The organism is Photobacterium ganghwense (assembly GCF_003025595.1).
Classification (GTDB): domain Bacteria; phylum Pseudomonadota; class Gammaproteobacteria; order Enterobacterales; family Vibrionaceae; genus Photobacterium; species Photobacterium ganghwense.
Window position 1 is genome coordinate 306,419 of the sequence record NZ_PYMI01000003.1, and the last position, 17,909, is coordinate 324,327.

Sequence of the window (17,909 nt, forward strand, 5' to 3'; positions counted from 1 at the left end):
AGTCAGACCACTGCCGTATGCTGCAGCGTGAAATTGCGTTCTTCATGCTCATGAGCCGGCATTGGACGACCGAGGAAATAGCCCTGACAGTAATCAAACCGGCAGGACTTCAGGTAGTCCAGCTGCTCCTGGGTTTCTACCCCTTCTGCAACAACACGCAGATCCAGTTTCTCACAAATTGCACGGGTAGCTTCAATAATCGCCTGGCTGCCTTTGTGCTCGCCCTGCACAAAGCTTTGATCCAGCTTAACTGTGCTGATTGGCAGATCCTGCAACTGAGACAGGGATGAATAGCCGGTGCCAAAATCATCCAGATACAGCTCCAGACCCAGCGACGCGAGATCATCCAGGCACTGCTTGGCATCATCGTATTCCTGCAGCATGGTTGATTCCGTCAGCTCAAGGGCAAGTTGCGATGGCGGGATGTTATAGCGCAGCAACAGCGATTCTATCGTGGGAGCCAGGCTGGATTGGAGCTGAGCCCGTGACAGGTTCACGCTCATAATAAAGCCTTTACCGAACTTCTCGCGCCAGACTGACAACTGCTTACAGGCGGTCTTCAGAATCCACTTACCGAGCGGTACAATCTGGCCGGTTTCTTCTGCCAGCGGAATAAATTCGGCCGGGGAAACCTGTCCCAGTTCTTCATCGTGCCAGCGGATCAGCGCCTCGAACCCTTTCAGTTGCTGGGTCGTCATATCAACAATCGGCTGGTAGTAAAGCTCAAAAGCTTCCGCTTCCAGAGCCAGCGTCAGGTGATGGCGCAGGGTCATTTTCCGGTACAGGGCATCGGCCATATCCGGCGAGAAATGATGGCTGCGGTTGCGCCCCCGGAGCTTGGCGCGGTGCATCGCCATGTCAGCCTGAGTGATCAGGGTTTCAATATCTTTGGCATCTGTCGGGAAGTCCGAAGTACCAATGCTGCATCCGATTGAGAGCTCGCCCACTTCTTTGAGGTGAAACGGCCGGTTCAGGGCGCGGATCAGCTTCTGGGCAAACAACGAAGGCTGGCGGATATTACGGTGCTCGACCTGAATGATGAACTCATCACCGCCAAACCGCGCCAGCAGGCCATCATCTTTGACCTCGTCCTTCAGGCGGATGGCAATGGCCCGCAACAGTTTGTCACCAATGGCATGGCCATAGGTGTCATTGACCATTTTAAACCCGTCAATATCCAGAAACAGCAGACTGTAAGGGTGCTGGTTGTTTTGGTTTTCGGTAATGGCGTTAGTGATACCGCGGCGGTTCAGCAGGCCGGTCAGAAAATCATGTTCGGCATTGTATTTGGCTTTTTGCAGCTGCTCTTTCTCCTGGCTGATGTTAACCAGATTAAGCAGCAACTGGTGTTTGTCTGTCAGCCACTTGCCATCAATACTGAACCAGTGATGATTTTTGCCGGTCCAGCACAACTTTTTGGTTTTCAAGTTGCCTTCGGTTTTGGCTTTGGCCAGCCATTCCAGAGCTAACTGACTGTCACCCAGAAATCCTTCCAGGCTGAGTAATCGATCGCCAAAAGCGTGGGTAAATGTGTTGTTAGCACTGACCAGTTCGCCATCTTCGGCAAACAGCAGGGCTAAATTGGAGGTACTGGAAAACGCCAGTTCGCGGCGCAAACTGGATTCTTCGGCAATGACTTCAACCAGCATTCCGATGCGACCATCTTCTAATGGAATGCCGGAAAAATAGCAAAGCGCTTTCTTGAGAATGTTGTTCGGGGAGAAATACCACCAGGTTTTGACAGTTTCACCCTCTTCAAAACATTTCAGGTAGCTGTCGAGCACGGCATTCACCGCCTCTGACATATCCCGGCTAAGGTCGCGCGATACCAGCTCTTCTCGACAGGTCGCTTCCCATAAAGGCAAGGCGGCAGAATTTGCCCAAAGAATACGTTTTTGGTGAATGTCGAATACCCATACAGGCGACTGAAGGTATTCAAAAAGAGAAAAAGAACGATTCATCACCAAGCTATATAAATTATTGTGATAGTTGATAAATACTATATTAAAAACAGGATGTTAAGTATGTGCTCACTACGAAAGCGTGATGCTAATTCACGAATAATGAATTATTCTGTGTTATTTCTTGAAAGTCAGCAAAAAAATCGATAGCTGATCACTGTTTTTATATAAATAAGTGACTATTTTGAACGATAAACCCTAGCTTGGGTATGACTAAAAAGTATCAAATTGTATTTTTGAATCGCCAGATAAAATAAAGGCAGCTGCAAGAATCAGCTGCCTGGTTAATTATACAGGTCTCATTTTAACCGGTTAGCCAACAGCGGGTAGTAGACCAGCCATCTGCAGCAGCTGTGAGGAGATAATCAGCACTCCGGCGCTTGCCGCCAGCAGCAGCGCCGGTTTACCGCCTGCCACCCGGTAGGCGTCATCTTCCTGACCCCGTTGCTTGCGTTGTGCTGTCACCATGGCGACTGGTAGGAACACCGCCAGAATGACCAGGGCAATCGCCGCAAAACCCAGCGCCATAATGAAGCCCTGTGGGTAAAATAGGGCAAAGCACAGTGGTGGTACAAAGGTGATCAGTGCGGTTTGCAGACGGGCACTCTTGCTCTGACCTTTGCCAAAGCTGTCCGCGATGAAGTCAAACAGCCCCAGACTCACACCCAGGAAAGATGTGGCCAGCGCCAGATCGGCAAACACGGAAACAGACTGGCTGACCATCGGGTTATGCAGAATTTCGCTTAGTGCACCGATAAAAGTACCCAGAGAATTATTCGCCATCAGCTCACTTTGGCTCATCACCCCCTGGCTGGCTACCTGCCAGAAAATGTAGATGATCAGCGGCAGGGACGAGCCAAAAATCATCACCTTACGCAGTGATTTCATATCCAAACCGATGTAGCGCACAATCGACGGGATACTGCCGTGAAAGCCGAACGAGGTAAAAATTACAGGCAGGGCAGAAATGACCAGACCTTTCTCTACCGGCATGTTCACCAGATGCCCCCCCTCAACGTTGGGAACCAGCAGGCCCAGCATCACTACCAAGGCAACGACTTTAAGCGTAAACAGGACACGGTTCACCAAATCGACAGAATGTGTCCCGACCCCGACGATAGTTGCAATAATTACTGTAAACAACACGGCGCTGCTTTGCGGAGAAATACTTAATCCGGCCCAGTAGTTCAGTTTCTCATTCAGTTGATCACCGCCACCGGCAATGTAAGCCGCACACAGTGAGTACATCAGGAACACCACCGCGAAACTGGCCAGTAACTGGCCCTTACGGCCCAACAGCTGATGTGCGAGGGAATTCAGGGTTGCTGACGGATCGGCATGCTGGTGAACTTCCAGCATCAGCAGTGCTGTGTAAGTCATAAGCAGCCAGATACTGAACATGATCAGCGTGGCAGTGGTGAACCCCAGTCCGGCTGAAGCCAGGGGAAGGGCAAGCATACCGGCACCAATGGTTGTACCGGCAATAATCAGCATACTGCCGAATGTTTTATTCATGGACATTAAATGGATCACTCCCAGAAAAAGGATTTAGCGGTTCGGGAGGAAGTGTTTACACCTGCGGTGACTTCCTGCATGTAAGGAGGCCACAACGGCGCGTTCAGAGTGTTTATTTTTGTTTACACCTGTCTAAGCCGTTGTGGCTATCGATAGCAAGTGTTCATCTGGTGGTTTTCCATACTTCGACGCTGCTTTTTAGTTGTAAATTGCGGTTTTCTTACTCAGGGTAAGGTTTGGTTTTGTGTGCGTACCTTATCCTTATGATATCTGACTGTCAACTTTACTTTATCTTGGTGTAATTTTAGGTTTACACTCAAATGATTGGTAAGTTGAATGAGGGTATGGAAGCGTCGTGTTCGAATGAAAAAAAACTCAGGGAACAGAATGAGATAGGGAAAAAAGAGTGAGATAGATAGAAAAGCGAATTAAGATGAGAACACACCCAATGGCAAATTAAAGCGATGGACTGGCCGCTGTCGTTTCGGCCATGGTTCAGGCAGACCATAACGTTCAGGCAGAACGTAAATCAGCATGTAGGGGACAGAATGCTACAGGTAGTGATGATCAGTACCGGTGAAGAGGTACTGCACGGAGATATTACAGATACAAACGCAGCCTGGTTGTCGCGTTTGTTTTTTGAGCAGGGTTTTGCGATGACCCGCCGTACGACGGTGGGGGATCAACTGGACATGCTGGTAAAAGAAATTGAGCATTGCAGCCTGACGGCGGACGTTGTGATTGTTAACGGCGGATTAGGGCCAACAACGGACGATCTTACTAATCAGGCCGCAGCGATTGCAGCGAATGTCGGGCTGGAATTGTCTGACTCCTGGGTAGCGGCTATGCAAGCTAAATATGCGGAACTTGGCCGTGAAATGCCGGAAACAAACCTGAAACAAGCGATGTTGCCGGAAGGGGCGGGAATTTTGGATAACCCGATTGGAACCGCCTGCGGGTTCGCGATGCGGCTTAATCGGGCCTGGCTGTTTTTCACCCCGGGTGTGCCTAGCGAATTTAAAAAGATGGCTCACGAGCAGATCTTACCAAGGTTGAAAAACCGTTTCCCGGAGAACCTCGCCAAAGATTGTCACCGCTTGTATACATTCGGTTTATCCGAGTCGGGTATTGGCCAGACTCTGCAGTCTCTGCCGTTGCCGGAGGAATTCGAGCTGGGTTACCGGTCAGCTTTGCCGTTTATCGAAGTCAAAGTGTTCTGTCCACGTCTTCACCCGCAGGCTGGTACGGTAAAACAAGCCATCAGTGAACGTTTGGGTGAGAACGTCGTGTCGATGGATCAGCCGTTGCTGGCGCTACTGGAAGAAAAGCTGGCTGCGACCTCTTATTCGCTGGCTCTTGCCGAACAAGGCACCGGGGGTTTTGTGGTGAACTGGCTGCAGGAACAACCCACGTTACAGATGCGCCTGAAGCAAAGCTGGGTGTTTGGCGAATCATCAGGGCCGGCAGATGCAGATTGTGATCTTTCAGATGGTGAACCATTACTGGATGTGGAGTCGATGGCGCAGGCGGCAGCGGTGCAAAGTGGTGCCCAACTGGTGCTGGCCTCAGGCAAAATCCGCGATGGAAAGATTGCGGTTGCCCTGCTGACCCCTGATGGTATCTGGTCGCAAGAGGTGACCACGAAACGTCGGTACAATCATCAGTCTTTCCGCCATGTTATCTCGACCCTGATGCTGGATATGCTGCGGCGCTGGCTGAACGCTCAACCTGTGTTTGGTCATTCAGAATCGCTTCAGCGCCTGGGCAGCAAAGTACTACAGCAGAGTGCACAATAGCTGAAGTTTAATCGCAGCAGTTTTATTGCAGTCGCTTTTTTGCAGTCGTTTAGCGGCAGAGGTTAACCGGCATCAGTGTCAAAGCGGAGTACATTCTCGCCAGATTGTAAATGTAGCGAAAAAATGACAAATGCTGACCGTACGAAGGGGCTCTTATGCGGAGCCCCGTTTTTGTCGCGCTCTGTTTTATTGCTCTCTGTTTTGTTATGCGATGTTTTATTGCGCGATGAACTTTGCCTTAGCGCAATACTTTGACGCAGCAGTGTTTTAAACGCTGCACCCTAAACAATATGGATATACCCATGAATCTTGATGTTTTTCAGGTCGATGCTTTTACCTCTGAACCATTCAAAGGCAACCCGGCGGCAGTGTGTCTGATTCCGCCCGAGTACACTCATCACATGGATGAGACGCTGATGCTGGCCATTGCCAGAGAAATGGCGGTCTCGGAAACCGCCTTTTTGTTCCTGCATGACATGCGCCTGCGATGGTTTACACCAGAGGTGGAGGTTGCACTTTGCGGGCACGGGACCTTGTCTGTGGCGCATGTCCTCAAAGAGCTGGGACGCATTGAAAAAGGGGAAACGATCGCGTTTTCCACCTTGTCCGGAGTTTTGCGGGTAACGGTCAGTGACAATGACATTGTGATGGACTTTCCTGCCACTGAGGTGGATACCTCCGCGCAACTTCCTCAGGCCTTGCTGAGCGGATTGGGACTGACAGAATCGCAGGTAGTGGCGTCGGGTTTGTTCGATACCAAATACTTTATAGAAGTGAGCGATGAGGCCATTGTGCGTTCCTTGTCACCCGACTTTTCTGCCTTGAAGCAGTTGCCCGGTCGCAGTGTGCTGATTTCGGTACGTGCCGCGGAGGGGACGGATATCATCTCCCGGTATTTTGCTCCCTGGGTGGGGGTGAATGAAGACCCGGTGACCGGTTCGGCGCATTGTGCGCTGGCAACTTACTGGGGGAACATGCTGAATTTGACAACTCTGAGCGGTTATCAGGCTTCCGCGCGAGGCGGTCAGGTAAACATGACGCTCTGCGACGACAACAGGGTCAAGCTGTCAGGGCAAGCGGTAACCGTATTGAAAGGGCAGTTGATGTTGCCATCATGCTAAGCAAGCAAGCAAGCAAGCAAGCAAGCAAGCAAGCAAGCAAGCAAGCAGCGAACACATTGCGCCCGGGAAATGATGGCCGGATGCTATGTTCGTGAAGCTATGTCTGTGAGGACATGTTTTCGATCACATAAATGGCAGTATGAATGGCATAAACGGTAAGTCTGCTGCCCACTTCTTATGTGGCGTGAAAAGGAATTTAAGTCCCGTTTTATGATTCGACGTTATCGCCAAACCGACTGGCAATCGGTCACGGAAATCTATCTGCAATGCAAGCCGGCTGAGTTTGCCGGTGAAGCGTTTGCCGAAAAGGGACTGGTGATTTTGCCGCTGCAGGACAATTTGCCTGCCAGACGCCAGTTCTTCGCCTCGGATGTGTTTGTCTGTGAGAGAGACAAGCAGGTCGTGGGGTTTATCACCCTGGAAGCGCAAGGCAACCAACCTCTGCAGACAGCAACTCGGCATGACATTGCTTCTTCTGATAATGCTCGTCACAAAAAAGCCCCTCATAAAAAAGCCCCTCATAAAAAAGCTGTTTCACCCCAAGGCGTGCATATTGGCTGGCTGTATGTTTGTCCCCGCTGGCAGGGGAAAGGTATTGGCCGGCAGTTACTGAAGTATGTACTTTCTCTGCCACGAGGCTATTCTGATGCGGCTACTTCGGCCACCTTGTCTGTAACGCCGGAGGCGGTTGCGAATTATTCTGTTCCCACGAACTTTGGGGTTACTCACTCCGGTATCACGCAGTCAGGTGAAAGCGGGTGTGATGTGTCCCAAGAACGGGTTTCTGACAATGAGGTTACTGAAGTCTGTTCAGCAGAATTAGGTACAGGCACTATAAGCCTTTGTGTGACAGCCTCTAACCATAAGGCGATTCGTCTGTATCAGTCCTGCCAGTTTGATATCGTGGGCAGACAAGTGGTGTCAGTACAGGGGTGTCCGGTTGTAGTTTTACGGATGCAAAATACGTTGTGTATCTCTTAGGGTGTATCTCTTAGCGTGTATCTCTTAGGTCGGGCGATTGATGATTGCGGAATCGGATGTCGTTTGCCAGAGAGAGGCTATTCACACCAGACAACGCCAGGCTAGAGAAAAACAACGATTGTATTCAGGTTTGGTCAGGGCAAACTTTTATACTCAAAGTGCAAAAATGATTCATTCGAGCGCGAGACTAATCAGAGCGAAAGGAAGAGCATGGACGGCATTACAGAACTGGGATTGTTTATTATTACGGCCTTTGCGCTGAACATCACGCCGGGCCCGGACTCGCTGTATATTATCGGGCGCAGTGCGCATCAAGGTTGGCGCGCCGGGACAGTAGCGGCATTGGGAATTGCGTCCGGGGTTATGGTGCATGTGCTGGCTGCTGCGTTGGGACTATCGGCTTTGCTGGCTACTTCGGCCACTGCCTTTACGGTGGTGAAAGTCATCGGTTGCCTGTACTTGCTGTATATCGGCTTTGGCATGTTGCGTGCCCGCCATGCGTCACCGGAGCTGCCATTAAATTATGGCTCGGCTTGCATGCCGCTAAATGCCATCTATTTTCAGGGTTTTCTTACCAACACACTGAATCCGAAAGTGGCACTGTTCTTCCTGGCTTTTGTGCCTCAGTTCATCGCGCCTGATGCAACGGAGAAGACTTGGTCATTTATTCTGCTTGGGGTGATTTTCAATGTTAACAGTCTGCTCTGGAGCCTGTTTCTGGTCTGGACATCATCCAGACTCGGGGCCCGTCTGAGACACAATCCGGCATTTACTGTCTGGCTGAATAAACTGGCAGGTGGGTTGTTTGTGTATTTCGGGTGCAAGCTGGCTCTGAGCCAAAGTGCTTGATGTGGCGGTTGTTGTTGCTGAACACAGATTTGCAGAGCACAGATTTCATTGGCAGCGCTTGGTCTGCGATACAACCTGGTCTGTGATTTAGCCTTGTTTGCGGCAAAGTTTTATCTGAGACATAGCCCTGTCTGAGAAATAGCCTAAACGGAGAAGCAAACTTGATTAGGGGTTGGGATCAGGAGCGGTGGGCAGTGCCAGAGAGCGTGTTTTTAGTCAGGTCTTCCTGCTCTGTTTCGCCAATATCATAGGCGAACTCAACTTCGACCCCGGATTTCGGAATCGCGCAACAAGCCAGAATCTCATTGGGGGCAATAAACGCCATGCTGTCTTTCTGATCAACCGCACCGGCAGCCAGCTTGCAGCGACAAGCACCGCACATACCGTCACGGCACTGGAATTCCGGACGCAATCCGGCGCGCTCCAGCTGGATGAGCAAAGGCTCACGGCTGTTGCCGTGAACCTTCATGCCATTCACCTTGATGGTGATTTGACTCATAGCTCGAAATCACCCAAATCGTCGGCGCTGACATCGTTGTCGATCTGGCCAACCAGGTAGGAACTGATTTCTGCTTCTTGTGGGGCGACCTGAACGTTGTCAGAAGACAACCAGGAGTTGATCCAAGGAATCGGGTTCTGCGTCGCGCCCGGGAAGGCATGTTCCAGACCCACAGACGCCATACGCAGGTTCGTGATGTATTCCACGTACTGGCACAGGATGTCTTTATTCAGACCAATCATCGAACCGTCTTTGAACAGGTATTCTGCCCACTCTTTTTCCTGAATGGCCGCATCTTTGAAGATGTGGAAACACTGCTCATGGCACTCAGCGGCAATTTCAGCCATCTCAGGATCGTCCTGACCGGTACGTAGCAGGTTCAGAATGTGCTGAGTGCCTGTCAGGTGCAGGGCTTCGTCACGGGCGATCAGCTTGATGATTTTCGCGTTCCCTTCCATCAGCTCACGCTCGGCAAAGGCAAAAGAACATGCGAAGCTGACGTAGAAGCGAATCGCTTCCAGTGCGTTGACAGACATCAGGCACAGGTACAGTTTCTTCTTGATCTCACGTAGGTTGACGACGACGGTTTTACCATTAATGGTGTGCGTACCTTCACCAAGACGGTGGTAGTCGTTGGTGGCGCTGATCAGGTCATCGTAGTATTTAGAAATGTCACCCGCACGTTTGATGATGTGCTCGTTATCCACGATATCGTCAAAGACCACACTTGGGTTGTTCACGATATTACGGATGATATGGGTGTAAGAGCGCGAGTGAATGGTTTCAGAGAAAGACCAAGTCTCAATCCAGGTTTCCAGCTCAGGAAGCGACACGATTGGCAGTAGTGCGACGTTCGGGCTGCGGCCCTGAATGGAGTCCAGTAGGGTCTGATATTTCAGGTTACTGATAAAAATGTGGCGCTCATGGTCCGGCAGGTTATTGAAATCGATGCGATCACCGGATACATCCACTTCTTCCGGACGCCAGAAGAAGGAAAGCTGTTTTTCGATCAGCTTTTCAAAAATCTCAAATTTTTGTTGGTCATAACGAGCAACGTTAACTGACTGGCCGAAAAACATCGGCTCTTTCATTTGATCGTTATTGGTTTGACAAAAAGTGCTGTATGCCATCTTATCCTCAACATCAATGGGAGCCGAAGCTCCCATTCATCTAACTTTTAAATTTTGCAGCTTGTGCAGTCGTCTGCAACGTCACCTTGGGCATCGGATGCACCATCACGAGTGTTGTGGTAGTACAAGGTTTTCACGCCGAGTTTATACGCTGTTAGCAGGTCTTTTAGCAACAGTTTCATTGGCACTTTGCCGCCTGCTTGCTTGCTCGGGTCGTAGTTGGTGTTGGCAGAGATCGCCTGATCGATGAACTTCTGCATGATACCCACCAACTGCAGGTAACCGTCGTTGCTTCCGATGTTCCACAGCAGTTCGTAGTTGTCTTTGTACTTGGTGTACTCAGGCACTACCTGCTTCAGGATACCGTCTTTAGACGCTTTCACTGACACGTACCCGCGAGGAGGCTCAATGCCGTTGGTCGCGTTTGAGATCTGCGATGATGTCTCAGAAGGCATCAGGGCAGACAGTGTCGAGTTGCGCAGGCCGTGAGTTTTGATTTCCTCACGAAGTGCTTCCCAGTCGTAACGCAGTTCTGCAGAGCAGATGTTGTCGATATCTTTCTTATAAGTATCAATCGGCAGAATGCCTTGAGCGTACGTTGTTTCGTTAAACGCCGGGCACGCGCCTTGTTCTTTAGCCAGACCCAAAGACGCTTTCAGCAGGTAGTACTGAATGGCTTCAAACGCTTCGTGTGTCAGGTTGTTTGCGCTGCCGTCTGAGTAGCGAACGCCGTGTTTAGCCAGGTAGTAAGCGAAGTTAATAACGCCCACACCCAGGGTACGACGGTTCATGGTTGCACGGAACGCCGCCGGCAGTGGGTAGTCCTGATAATCCAGCAGGGCATCCAGTGCACGAACGGTCAGGTCCGCAAGCTCTTCCAGATCATCCAGAGAGTCAATGGCACCCAGGTTGAACGCAGACAGCGTACACAGGGCAATTTCACCGTTCTCGTCTTCCACGTTGTTCAGTGGTTTGGTCGGCAGTGCGATTTCCAGACACAGGTTTGACTGGCGAATCGGTGCAACAGACGGGTCGAACGGGCTATGCGTGTTACAGTGGTCAACGTTCTGAATATAGATACGGCCGGTTGAGGCGCGCTCTTGCATCAGCAGTGAAAACAGGTCAATGGCTTTGATTGTTTTGCGCTTGATGCTTGGGTCTTGCTCGTATTTCACGTACAGACGTTCAAATTCTGCCTGATCCGCGAAGAACGCATCGTACAGTCCAGGAACGTCAGATGGCGAGAACAGGCTGATGTTGTCGCCTTTGATCAGACGGGTGTACATCAGTTTGTTGATCTGTACGCCGTAGTCCATGTGACGAACACGGTTTTCTTCCACGCCACGGTTGTTTTTCAGCACCAGCAGTGATTCCACTTCGCCGTGCCAGATTGGGTAGAATAGGGTGGCCGCGCCGCCGCGTACACCGCCTTGAGAACAGCATTTCACCGCGGTCTGGAAGTACTTGTAAAATGGGATACAACCGGTGTGGTACGCTTCGCCGCCGCGAATTTCAGAACCCAGAGCACGAATACGGCCTGCGTTAATACCGATACCGGCACGCTGAGACACGTAACGCACGATGGCGCTGGCTGTGGCGTTGATAGAATCCAGGCTGTCATCACACTCGATCAGTACACAAGAGCTGAACTGACGAGTAGGGGTGCGCACGCCAGACATGATTGGCGTTGGCAGTGAAATTTTGAACAGAGATACCGCGTCATAGAAACGTTTGATGTAGTCCAGACGTGTTTCGCGTGGGTATTTGCTGAACAGACACGCCGCGATCATCATGTACAGGAACTGGGCGCTTTCGTAAATTTCGCCGCTGACACGGTTCTGAACCAGATATTTACCTTCCAGCTGTTTCACTGCTGCGTATGAGAAGTTCATATCGCGCCAGTGATCGATGTAGGTATCCATCAGGTCAAGTTCTTCTTTGCTGTAGTCTTCCAGCAGGTGTTTGTCGTACTTGCCTTTCTCAACCAGACCGGTGACATGGTCGTACAGTGCTGGTGGCTCAAACTGGCCGTAGGCTTTCTTACGCAGGTGGAAGATAGCCAGTCGTGCAGCCAGGTACTGGTAATCAGGTGTCTCTTCCGAGATCAGATCAGCTGCTGCCTTGATGATGGTTTCGTGGATGTCTTCAGTTTTGATGCCGTCGTAAAACTGAATGTGAGACTTGAGTTCGACCTGAGAGACCGAGACGTTTTCCAGACCTTCAGCGGCCCAGGTGATCACACGGTGAATTTTTTCCAGATCGATGTTTTCTTTGCGTCCATCACGCTTGGTAACAGTGAGCTGTTGATTCATTTTTGGTCGTTTTCCCGGATATCAGCCCAAAACAGGGAGTTTTGCAAAAATTAGCACGAACGTGAACAAAGAGTGTGATCTTTGTTAGGTTTCAGCCAATCGTTACAAACACTATATATTGGGGTGTTGAGCTATTTGAGTTACAAGATAGTGATGATAATGGGGTAATGCAAGGTGGTATTTTTTAACCGGCTGTGGATAACATGGGGACTTATAATTTTTAGTTAGTGCCAACTAACCGATTTGCGCAGGTCTGACAATATCATAGAAAAATGCAAAAAAAATTCGCCCCGAATTTGGGGGCGCCGAAAAAAAAATCCTTGATTTTTGACCCTCATTGTACAGGTCGGATGATACAAAATTTTCTGGTTATTTCTTGGCTAGTTAGCCCGTAAAAACGGGGTTTATAAAATGGAAAGTAGATCTCCCGGGTGGGATAAAATCCCCGTTGCCTGCCATGCCTGTGGCGTATGGTCAGCGCCAATATATCCCCATCCGGCCACATAGCCCGGCATACTGGCTGCTCTGGCGGCAATCATGTCTTTTTCGATGTCACCAATATAGGCGCAATGCTGATGCTGAATTCCCATCATTTCACAGGCATGCAGCAGGGGAGCCGGATGGGGCTTGGCGACTGACAGAGTATCGCCGCATACGATGACGCGTGCGCGCATCAGTTCCGGGAAAAATGGCAAAAGCAACTCAGTAAGAAAACCGGGTTTATTGGTCATGATCCCCCATGGCAGCTGCATGTTATCAAGCGCTGTCAGCATCGGGCTAATACCATGATACAGAGACGTATTAACGCAGATATTTTGCTCGTAGTAGTCAAGAAATTGCAGGCGTAGCTGATGTATATCGAGGTGCGACGGAATTGTGCCGAAACCGGCGGTCAGCAATCCCCGGGCACCGTAGCTGGTGTTGGCACGAATTTGTTCATCAGACAGCGGGGGATGATCATAGTCGGCGAGTACCCGGTTAGCGGCGTCAGCCATGTCTGGTGCGGTGTCAAGAAGGGTGCCGTCCAAATCAAACAGGACAGCCTTGATCGTTGATGCCATGGTACGTTTCCTTGTAATGACAAACTGACATTAGTGTAGTGGCTGGCATCAGGGCGAAGCAAGGGGACGCAGGTTTCCTGCGAGTGACATCTTTCTGCTTGCAACATCTTTTTGCGATGTCATAACAGCTGCGGAGTCATGCCGAAGAAGCAATACCGAAGAAGCAGTGCCGAAGAGGCGATGCCCGCAGCTGTTAATGTGTGGCTTGTTTTTGGCAAAGTCTTTGGCAGCGATCTTGAGAAAGTCCCTGCGGATTCTTTGCCAAATGAGCGTGATCGTTTTAAAGCTTCACGGTATGAACGATGTAGTTCACGTCCACGTTTTTGCCCAGCCAGTACTTATCAGTCAGCGGATTGTAGTGCAAACCCGTGATGTGACGTTCCTGCAACGGTGTGTTGTCGATCATCGCCAGCAGCTCTGAAGGACGGATAAACTTCTCGTGATCATGAGTGCCTTTAGGCACTAGCTTCAGCAGTTGCTCGGCACCGACAATCGCAAACAGGTACGATTTCAGATTGCGGTTCAGGGTCGAGAAGAACACGTGGCCGCCCGGTTTAACCATTTTGGCACAAGCGGCAATGACAGAAGCTGGCTGTGGGACGTGTTCCAGCATCTCCATGCAGGTAACGACGTCGTAGGTTTCAGGGAACATTTCTGCTTGCTCTTCCGCCGTCCGCTGGACGTACTCCAGCTTAGTGCCGGTTTCAAGGGCGTGCAGTCGGGCGACCGTCAGAGGCTCTTTACCCATGTCCAGACCGGTTACTTCAGCACCTTCAACGGCCATACTTTCAGCCAGAATGCCGCCGCCGCAGCCGACATCCAGCACTTTTTTGCCAAACAGACCACCGGCATGATCCATGACGAAGTTCAGGCGTAACGGGTTAATTTGGTGTAGCGGCTTGAATTCACCTTCGAGATCCCACCAGCGGGACGCCATCTCTTCGAATTTACTGATTTCAGCCGGATCGACGTTTAACTGCTTAGTCATCTGATATTGCCATATTCCTTATTAATGACCACATTATAGCGAAAACCGTCCCAGAGGTAATACAGCAGTGTGAAAAACCGCCCGGAGCGTGATCCAGGCGCGCCATCTTTTGATTTAAGGTTGGTTTAGTAAGGTGACAGGCCGACAGCCAGTGAGCCGATGGTAAAACGACCGGGTTCATTAGCCCTGTCACGGGTGAGCAGTGTAATTACTCCGTCGGGTCCAGGTGGCTGAATGCCAGCATTTCTGCCTGAACGTTACCGGATAACAGCATAGTGGCGGCTAAAATCACAATAAGCAGGTATTTCCCACCCATAATGCACATGCCGATGGTATTGATAGCTTGGCTTAACATACAGACCTCCGCTTAAATGTAACGGGTTGTAGAAAAACACAAATATCGCGATACAGGATTATTGTAGCGGGTGAAAAAAGGGCAATGTTGATAAGGATCAGGTTTCACGTTCAGACTCTGAACAGCTTGGTGACAAAAGTGTGAAACTGCCGCATCGATCGCTAATTTACAACTGGTTGCAATTTAGTCTGATTCGGTACAAAACAGGAAAAGTCGCAAAAAACAGGGGTTGGGTGAAAAGTGAACTGTTCTGTGCCAATTTGATAAATAAGCACTTTCGATTTTTTACTAATCCGCTAAATTACTCACAACATCATAGTGAAAGGTGTGCCTATCTAGACTGAAATATGCTATATTCTCGCACCTTGCACGTATGGTTCCAAACGCTATAGGTATCACATCACGAAGGCCCGTCCTGACGTGTGATAACTCTAAATATGTGATAGCTATGCCGTTTGGTATACGTATACGACAGAAATTACCTGAGGGATATTGGCTCCATGAGCGATCTTGCAAAAGAGATCACGCCCGTAAACATTGAAGAGGAGCTGAAAGGCTCGTATCTCGACTACGCGATGTCCGTTATCGTGGGTCGTGCTCTTCCTGATGTGCGTGATGGCCTTAAGCCGGTACACCGTCGCGTTTTGTTCGCGATGAATGTATTGGGCAATGACTGGAATAAAGCATATAAAAAATCTGCCCGTGTGGTCGGTGACGTAATCGGTAAATATCACCCCCATGGTGACAGTGCGGTATACGACACGATTGTACGTATGGCGCAACCTTTCTCGCTTCGCTACATGCTGGTAGATGGTCAAGGTAACTTCGGTTCGATCGATGGCGACTCCGCCGCTGCAATGCGTTATACCGAAGTACGTATGTCCAAGATTGCCCACGAGCTGCTGGCTGATCTGGAAAAAGAAACGGTTGACTACGTACCTAACTACGACGGTACAGAACAAATCCCTGCGGTACTGCCAACGAAGATTCCTAACCTACTGGTGAACGGTTCGTCAGGTATCGCGGTAGGTATGGCAACCAACATTCCTCCTCATAACCTGGGTGAAGTGATCGACGGCTGTCTGGCGTATATCGATGATGAAAGCATCACTATCGACCAGCTGATGGAATATATTCCAGGTCCGGACTTCCCGACTGCTGCGATGATCAGTGGCCGTAAAGGTATCATTGATGCCTATAAGACCGGTCGTGGTAAAGTTTACATGCGCTCTAAAGCGGATATCGAAAGTGACAAAAATGGCCGCGAAAGCATCATTGTTACTGAGATCCCGTACCAGGTGAACAAAGCACGTCTGATTGAAAAGATCGCTGAACTGGTTAAAGAGAAGAAAGTTGAAGGCATCAGCGCGCTGCGCGACGAGTCTGATAAAGACGGTATGCGCATCGTTATCGAATGTAAGCGCGATGCTGTGGGCGAAGTGGTACTGAATAACCTGTACGCACAAACTCAGCTGCAAACAACTTTCGGTATCAACATGGTGGCCCTGGATAACGGTCAGCCTAAAACGTTCAACCTGAAAGAGATGCTGAAGTGCTTCGTGAACCACCGCCGTGAAGTGGTGACACGTCGTACAATTTTTGAACTACGTAAAGCCCGTGAACGTGCCCACATCCTTGAAGGTTTGGCACTGGCGCTGGCTAACATAGATGAAATCATCGACCTGATCCGTAAAGCACCGACACCAGCGGAAGCCCGTGCCGGTCTGATCGCTCGCGGTTGGGACCTGGGCAACGTTGCGGCAATGCTGGAACGTGCCGGTACTGATGCGGCGCGTCCTGAGTGGCTGGAACCGCAATACGGTATCCGTGACGGTCAGTACTTCCTGACTGAGCAACAGGCGCAAGCTATTCTGGATCTGCGTCTGCACAAACTGACAGGCCTTGAGCATGAGAAAATCCTCGACGAGTACAAAACTCTGCTGGGTGAAATTGCAGAATTGCTGCATATCCTGGGTAGTTCTGAGCGTCTGATGGAAGTGATTCGTGAAGAACTGGAAGCGGTGAAAGAGCAGTTTAACGACCCTCGTCGTACTGAAATCACTGCGGCCAGCCATGATATCGATCTGGAAGACCTGATCACTCAGGAAGATGTTGTGGTAACTCTGTCTCATGAAGGTTACGTGAAATACCAGGTGCTGAGCGACTATGAAGCACAGCGTCGTGGCGGTAAAGGTAAAGCAGCCACCCGTATGAAGGATGAAGACTTCATCGAACGTCTGCTGGTGGCGAATACGCACGATACCATTCTGTGCTTCTCAAGCCGCGGCCGTATGTACTGGCTGAAAGTATACCAGTTGCCACAGGCCAGCCGGACTGCACGTGGTAAGCCGATCGTGAACATTCTGCCGCTGGAAGAAGGTGAGCGTATTACTGCCATCCTGCCGGTGAAAGAATACGAAGAGAACAAGTTTATCTTCATGGCTACCGCTGACGGTACCGTGAAGAAGACCCCGCTGACTGATTTCAGCCGTCCGCGTAGCGCCGGTATCATTGCAGTGAACCTGCGTGATGGCGACTCCCTGATCGGTGTTGATATCACCGCTGGCGGCGATGACATCATGCTGTTCTCGAAAGCCGGTAAAGTGGTACGTTTCTCTGAAGAGCAGGTTCGTGGCATGGGCCGTACTGCGGCAGGTGTACGCGGTATTAAGCTGGCAGAGAACGACAAAGTGGTGTCACTGATCGTTCCTCATAACGACGGCGATGTCTTGACTGTGACCGAAAACGGCTTTGGTAAGCGTACTGAGCTGCTTGAGTACCCGGCGAAGAGTCGTGCTACACAGGGCGTGGTATCGATCAAAGTGACCGAGCGTAACGGTAGCGTTGTCGGTGCTATCCAGGTACTGGACGGCGACGAGTTCATGATGATCACCAATGGCGGTACGCTTGTTCGTACCCGTGTGGCGGAAGTGAGCCGTGTTGGCCGAAACACCCAGGGTGTGACGCTGATTCGTACTTCAGAAGACGAGCAGGTTGTTGGTCTGCAGCGTATCGAAGAGCCTGAAGAAGATGAGCTGAATGATGCTCTCGAAGGCGACGTGATTAACGCTGAGAACGAGGCTGATAGCACTGAGTCATCAGTATCTGACGAAGATGCTGGCAATGATGATTCTGCTGAGCAGGATACCGATCAGGAATAATCCCTGAGTGTGTATCTTCATGTATTAAACGCAGCCTTCGGGCTGCGTTTTTTTATGGCTGAAAAAAGAGGATGAAGGAATTCGTCATGAAACCCTTTTCAGCGCCGTCATAAAGGTGTAAAAACAGGTATTCGATCCTGGTCACAAACTGTCAGAAAACATTTGTGACTTGTGTCGCAA

At 50.3% G+C, this 17,909-nt stretch carries 13 protein-coding genes; 5 read left to right on the plus strand and 8 right to left on the minus strand.

Translation table 11 applies throughout. From position 1 onward, the window contains the following. Nucleotides 1–2 precede the first annotated feature (2 nt). Nucleotides 3–1,961 carry a putative bifunctional diguanylate cyclase/phosphodiesterase gene (locus C9I92_RS11905; RefSeq protein WP_047883334.1) on the minus strand — a complete coding sequence of 653 codons (1,959 nt, stop codon included), beginning with the start codon at nucleotides 1,959–1,961 and terminating at the stop codon, nucleotides 3–5. Nucleotides 1,962–2,273: 312 nt separating this feature from the next. Next, complete coding sequence (gene tyrP / locus C9I92_RS11910; RefSeq protein WP_047883335.1) at nucleotides 2,274–3,482, minus strand: tyrosine transporter TyrP; 1,209 nt, start codon at nucleotides 3,480–3,482, stop codon at nucleotides 2,274–2,276. Nucleotides 3,483–4,024: 542 nt separating this feature from the next. Between tyrP and C9I92_RS11915 the strand changes: the two genes are divergently transcribed. The 4 genes from C9I92_RS11915 to C9I92_RS11930 all read left to right on the plus strand — a co-directional run bounded on the left by C9I92_RS11915 (nucleotide 4,025) and on the right by C9I92_RS11930 (nucleotide 8,223). Beyond that, a complete protein-coding gene (locus C9I92_RS11915) occupies nucleotides 4,025–5,272 on the plus strand; it encodes a CinA family nicotinamide mononucleotide deamidase-related protein (RefSeq protein WP_047883336.1) in 1,248 nt (415 codons plus the stop codon). A gap of 302 nt (nucleotides 5,273–5,574) precedes the next feature. Next, entirely contained in the window at nucleotides 5,575–6,393 is an 819-nt protein-coding gene (locus C9I92_RS11920; protein ID WP_047883337.1) for a PhzF family phenazine biosynthesis protein, read from the plus strand. A 210-nt stretch (nucleotides 6,394–6,603) separates the two neighbouring features. Further along, nucleotides 6,604–7,374 (plus strand): GNAT family N-acetyltransferase, encoded by a 771-nt coding sequence (locus C9I92_RS11925; protein WP_047883338.1) that lies wholly within the window; start codon nucleotides 6,604–6,606, stop codon nucleotides 7,372–7,374. A gap of 210 nt (nucleotides 7,375–7,584) precedes the next feature. Continuing rightward, nucleotides 7,585–8,223, plus strand: a complete 639-nt coding sequence (locus tag C9I92_RS11930; RefSeq protein ID WP_047883339.1) for a LysE family translocator — start codon at nucleotides 7,585–7,587, stop codon at nucleotides 8,221–8,223. Nucleotides 8,224–8,401: 178 nt separating this feature from the next. Here C9I92_RS11930 and C9I92_RS11935 read toward each other — a convergent pair whose 3' ends face one another. The 6 genes from C9I92_RS11935 to C9I92_RS25430 all read right to left on the minus strand — a co-directional run bounded on the left by C9I92_RS11935 (nucleotide 8,402) and on the right by C9I92_RS25430 (nucleotide 14,568). Further along, on the minus strand, nucleotides 8,402–8,722 hold the full coding sequence (locus C9I92_RS11935; protein ID WP_047883340.1) for a 2Fe-2S iron-sulfur cluster-binding protein: 321 nt from the start codon (nucleotides 8,720–8,722) through the stop codon (nucleotides 8,402–8,404). Next, the gene (nrdB, locus tag C9I92_RS11940; protein ID WP_047883609.1) at nucleotides 8,719–9,852 is read right to left on the minus strand and encodes a class Ia ribonucleoside-diphosphate reductase subunit beta; all 1,134 of its coding nucleotides are present in this window, start codon (nucleotides 9,850–9,852) and stop codon (nucleotides 8,719–8,721) included. Before nrdB ends, C9I92_RS11935 begins: the two co-directional genes overlap by 4 nt. Nucleotides 9,853–9,899: 47 nt before the next feature. Beyond that, nucleotides 9,900–12,164, minus strand: a complete 2,265-nt coding sequence (gene nrdA / locus C9I92_RS11945; protein WP_047883341.1) for a class 1a ribonucleoside-diphosphate reductase subunit alpha — start codon at nucleotides 12,162–12,164, stop codon at nucleotides 9,900–9,902. Nucleotides 12,165–12,568: 404 nt separating this feature from the next. Next, a complete protein-coding gene (locus C9I92_RS11950) occupies nucleotides 12,569–13,225 on the minus strand; it encodes an HAD family hydrolase (protein ID WP_047883342.1) in 657 nt (218 codons plus the stop codon). A 280-nt stretch (nucleotides 13,226–13,505) separates the two neighbouring features. Then, nucleotides 13,506–14,213, minus strand: a complete 708-nt coding sequence (ubiG, locus tag C9I92_RS11955) for a bifunctional 2-polyprenyl-6-hydroxyphenol methylase/3-demethylubiquinol 3-O-methyltransferase UbiG (RefSeq protein ID WP_047883343.1) — start codon at nucleotides 14,211–14,213, stop codon at nucleotides 13,506–13,508. Nucleotides 14,214–14,421: 208 nt separating this feature from the next. After that, a complete protein-coding gene (locus tag C9I92_RS25430) occupies nucleotides 14,422–14,568 on the minus strand; it encodes a hypothetical protein (RefSeq protein ID WP_169776005.1) in 147 nt (48 codons plus the stop codon). Between the two features lie 500 nt (nucleotides 14,569–15,068). On the opposite strand from C9I92_RS25430, the gene gyrA reads away from it, so the two are divergent. Beyond that, the gene (gene gyrA / locus C9I92_RS11960; RefSeq protein WP_047883344.1) at nucleotides 15,069–17,729 is read left to right on the plus strand and encodes a DNA topoisomerase (ATP-hydrolyzing) subunit A; all 2,661 of its coding nucleotides are present in this window, start codon (nucleotides 15,069–15,071) and stop codon (nucleotides 17,727–17,729) included. Nucleotides 17,730–17,909: the final 180 nt, after the last annotated feature.

Coding starts and splice junctions, on each gene's coding strand:
- C9I92_RS11935 (WP_047883340.1), bottom strand. CDS start 8,722: ATGAGTCAAATCACCATCAAGGTGAATGGCATGAAGGTTCACGGCAAC.
- tyrP (WP_047883335.1), bottom strand. CDS start 3,482: ATGTCCATGAATAAAACATTCGGCAGTATGCTGATTATTGCCGGTACA.
- C9I92_RS11930 (WP_047883339.1), top strand. CDS start 7,585: ATGGACGGCATTACAGAACTGGGATTGTTTATTATTACGGCCTTTGCG.
- gyrA (WP_047883344.1), top strand. CDS start 15,069: ATGAGCGATCTTGCAAAAGAGATCACGCCCGTAAACATTGAAGAGGAG.
- C9I92_RS25430 (WP_169776005.1), bottom strand. CDS start 14,568: ATGTTAAGCCAAGCTATCAATACCATCGGCATGTGCATTATGGGTGGG.
- ubiG (WP_047883343.1), bottom strand. CDS start 14,213: ATGACTAAGCAGTTAAACGTCGATCCGGCTGAAATCAGTAAATTCGAA.
- nrdA (WP_047883341.1), bottom strand. CDS start 12,164: ATGAATCAACAGCTCACTGTTACCAAGCGTGATGGACGCAAAGAAAAC.
- C9I92_RS11950 (WP_047883342.1), bottom strand. CDS start 13,225: ATGGCATCAACGATCAAGGCTGTCCTGTTTGATTTGGACGGCACCCTT.
- C9I92_RS11915 (WP_047883336.1), top strand. CDS start 4,025: ATGCTACAGGTAGTGATGATCAGTACCGGTGAAGAGGTACTGCACGGA.
- C9I92_RS11905 (WP_047883334.1), bottom strand. CDS start 1,961: ATGAATCGTTCTTTTTCTCTTTTTGAATACCTTCAGTCGCCTGTATGG.
- nrdB (WP_047883609.1), bottom strand. CDS start 9,852: ATGGCATACAGCACTTTTTGTCAAACCAATAACGATCAAATGAAAGAG.
- C9I92_RS11925 (WP_047883338.1), top strand. CDS start 6,604: ATGATTCGACGTTATCGCCAAACCGACTGGCAATCGGTCACGGAAATC.
- C9I92_RS11920 (WP_047883337.1), top strand. CDS start 5,575: ATGAATCTTGATGTTTTTCAGGTCGATGCTTTTACCTCTGAACCATTC.